The sequence below is a fragment of the Sphingobium sp. FW306-1B-F04DB genome, from assembly GCF_058781925.1.
On the sequence record NZ_JBYSXE010000100.1, the window covers coordinates 1 to 3,464 of the forward strand.

Annotated in this window: 3 protein-coding genes; all 3 read left to right on the forward strand. The window is 68.6% G+C overall.

Annotated features, from left to right (window positions below; genetic code table 11):
• Window positions 1-70: 70 nt before the first annotated feature.
• Complete coding sequence (locus AC3WJD_RS21740; protein WP_492748911.1) at window positions 71-1,471, forward strand: glycosyl transferase family protein; 1,401 nt, start codon at window positions 71-73, stop codon at window positions 1,469-1,471.
• Window positions 1,468-2,520, forward strand: a complete 1,053-nt coding sequence (locus AC3WJD_RS21745) for a hypothetical protein (protein ID WP_492748908.1) — start codon at window positions 1,468-1,470, stop codon at window positions 2,518-2,520. Before AC3WJD_RS21740 ends, AC3WJD_RS21745 begins: the two co-directional genes overlap by 4 nt.
• A gap of 47 nt (window positions 2,521-2,567) precedes the next feature.
• The coding region (locus AC3WJD_RS21750) for a sulfite exporter TauE/SafE family protein (protein WP_492748910.1) at window positions 2,568-3,464 on the forward strand (897 nt) is incomplete at its 3' end.

The following is a 3,464-nucleotide window of genomic DNA, read 5'->3' on the forward strand; positions in this document are numbered from 1 at the left end:
GCCCTCGAAAAACATTGGACTTCGAGACCCCCGCCGATAGGCTCAAGAAGGTGTTGCAATGACCGGTTGAATCCACCGGGACTTTGCGACATTTGCCGTATGGACCGGCGCGACCGCGCACGAACTTGTGCTGTTCGCTGCCGTGCTGTTCCTCATCGGCGGAATAGACGATCTCCTGATCGATCTGATCTGGGTCGCCAACACGTTATGGCGACGCCTGATCGTCTATCGCCGGCGCCCGCGCGCCGACCTTGCCACGCTGCCGCCGCCGCGCGATCCGGGCTGGCTCGCGGTGTTCATTCCCGCATGGCGGGAGGACGCGGTGATCGCGCAGATGCTCGCGACCGCACTCGCGCGCTTCGATCATCCCGCCTATCGCCTCTATGTCGGCGTCTATCCCAACGATCCCGCGACGATCGGTGCGGTCGCCTCGGTCGCCGCGCGCGACCCGCGCGTCCGCCTCGTCGTGAATGCGCGCCCCGGCCCGACCACCAAGGCCGACTGCCTCAACGCACTCTGGCGCGCGCTGGGCCGTGACGAGATCGCGAGCGGCAAGCGGGCGAAAGCGATCGTACTTCATGACGCCGAAGACGTCGTCCATTCGGGCGAGCTCAGGATCTTCGACACGCTCATCGAGCGCTTCGACCTCGTCCAGCTGCCCGTGCTGCCGCTGGTCGACAAAGGTTCGCGCTGGATCTCGGGCCATTATTGCGACGAGTTCGCCGAGGCGCACGGCAAGAGCGTCGTTGCGCGCGAGGTGCTCGGCGCCGCGGTGCCCTCGGCGGGCGTCGGTTGCGCCTTTGCGCGCGACGCCCTCGAGCGGATCGCGCAGGCCAAAGGCGGCCTGCCCTTCGACAGCGACAGCCTGACCGAGGATTACGAGCTCGGGCTGCGCATCGCCGAGCAGGGTGGTGAAGGCATCTTCGTCCGCCTGCCCGCGGCGCGCGGTGGCAAGCCCGTCGCGGTGCGCGCGCATTTCCCCGCGCGCCTGCGCGATGCGGTCCACCAGAAGTCGCGCTGGATGACGGGCATCGCGCTCGCGGGCTGGGATCGGCTTGGCTGGCGTGGCGGTCCCGCCGAATTCTGGATGCGGCTGCGCGACCGGCGCGCGCTGATCGCGGTGATCGCGCTTGCCGCGGCCTATGCCGGGCTGCTGCTGACCGTCACCGCCTTCATGCTGCAGGGACTCGCGGGAATACCCGGCGCAGCACCGACGCCGCTGATGACACTGCTGCTAACGGTCAACGCCGCGCTACTCGTCTGGCGCCTCGCGATGCGCGCCTTTTTCGTCACCCGCGCCTATGGCGTGCGCGAAGGGCTTCGTTCTGTCCCCCGCGTATTCGTCGCCAATATCGTCGAAATGATGGCGGCGCGTGCAGCGATCATGCGCTACTGGAAGATGCGCCACGGCGGCGCGATCGAATGGGGCAAGACCACGCATGTCTTTCCCGAACTGACGCCCGCCGAATGATCGAGTCGCGCCCCCTGCGCTTCGTCGTCGCGGTCCTCGCGCTCTGGGCGGGATTGCGGGCGCTGCTGCTTTGGCCCGATGGCCGATATGGTGGCGCGCCCATGACCATGCTTCCGGGCTTCGGGCAGCAACGGATGGCATCGGGTGCGCCCGCCCGTTCGGTGACGATCGTGCTCGATCCGCCCATCCGCCTGGCAGCTGCAGCCGAGGCCGACGCTGATTCCCCCGAGATGCCCGGGGTTCTGCCCGCCGCACTGGAATCGGTCGCGGCTTCCCCGCCCGATCGCGACGCGCTGCTGGTGCAGGCGCGGGGTGGATCGCCGTTGCTGGCGATGCTGTCGCTTGCGGGCATGCATTCGGGGCTGAGCGCATTGTCGGCGGCGCCCGACCCGCGCGCGCCCATGCCACCAAAGCCCGGCCGGCTTTCGGGCTATGGCTGGATTTTCGTGCGCGACGGCATGGGCCTGCCCGGCCTCGCCGATGGTGGCCAGCTCGGCGGGAGCCAGGCCGGCATGCGCCTCGATTACGCGATCGCGCGCGATTTGGCGCTGACCGGCCGCATATCCGCGCCGCTTGAGACGCGGCTGGGCCGCGAGGCGGCGATCGGGCTGAGCTGGCGCCCCAGCCACGCGGTGCCCGTGACGCTCACGGTCGAGCGCCGCATCGCGCTGGACAAGGGCGCACGCAACGCCTTCGCGGTCATGGCTGCGGGGGGCGTCGGACCCATCGCCCTGCCCGCAGGGTTCAGGCTCGAAGCCTATGGGCAGGCGGGCATGGTCGGCCTCCAGCGCCGCGACGGTTTCGTCGACGGTGCGGCCAGCGCGACGCGCACGGTGCTGCAGACCGACAACGCCAGCCTGTCGATCGGCGGAGGAATCTGGGGGGCCGCGCAGCCGGGCGTATCGCGCCTCGACATCGGTCCGCGCATGCGGGTGAAGTTCGACGGCACCGCTGCCAATATCGGCGCGTCGCTCGACTGGCGCCAGCGCATCGCGGGCGATGCCGCGCCCCAATCGGGCCTCGCGGTCACGCTCGACGGCAGTTTCTGAAATTCGCCTTTTCGGCGCGCGGTTCACGGGCTACCCCTGACGGCGCAATGGACCTCTATCTGCCGATCGCCAACATCTCGGTGAACGCGCTCGTGATCATCGGGCTCGGCGGGCTCGTCGGCCTTTTGTCGGGCATGTTCGGCGTGGGCGGCGGATTCCTCACCACGCCACTGCTGATCTTCTACGGCATTCCACCCACGGTCGCGGCCGCCTCGGCGGCGACGCAGGTGACGGGCGCGAGCGTCTCGGGGGTCTTCGCGCACGTCCGGCGCGAGGGCGTCGATTTCCGCATGGGGGGCGTACTCGTGGTCGGCGGGATCATGGGATCATTCGCGGGCGCCGGCATTTTCCGTCTGCTCCAGGAGTCGGGCCAGATCGATACGGTGATCGCGATCCTCTATGTCGTATTGCTCGGCACGATCGGCGCGATGATGGCCAAGGAAGCGTGGACCAGCATCGCCGCGATGCGCTTGGGCATGGCGGTCACGGTGCGCAAGCGCCGGCACCATCCGCTCGTCGCCTCACTCCCGCTGCGCTGGCGCTTCTATCGCTCGGGGCTCTATATCTCGCCGCTCGCGCCCCTGATCCTCGGCTTCCTGACGGGCATATTGACTGTCATCCTCGGCGTCGGCGGCGGCTTCATCATGGTGCCTGCGATGCTCTACCTGCTCGGCATGACGACGCAGGTGGTGGTGGGCACCTCGCTCTTCCAGATTCTCTTCGTGACCATGGCGGCGACGATGGTCCACGCCACCACCACCAAGGCCGTCGATATCGTGCTTGCGGGCCTGCTGCTCGTCGGCAGCGTGACCGGCGCGCAATATGGCGCGCGCTTCGCGCAGAAGATGAAGCCCGAATATCTGCGGCTGCTGCTCGCCGGCATGGTGCTGCTCGTCGCGATCCGCATGGCGCTGGGGCTCGGCTGGCGCCCCGACGAGATCTAC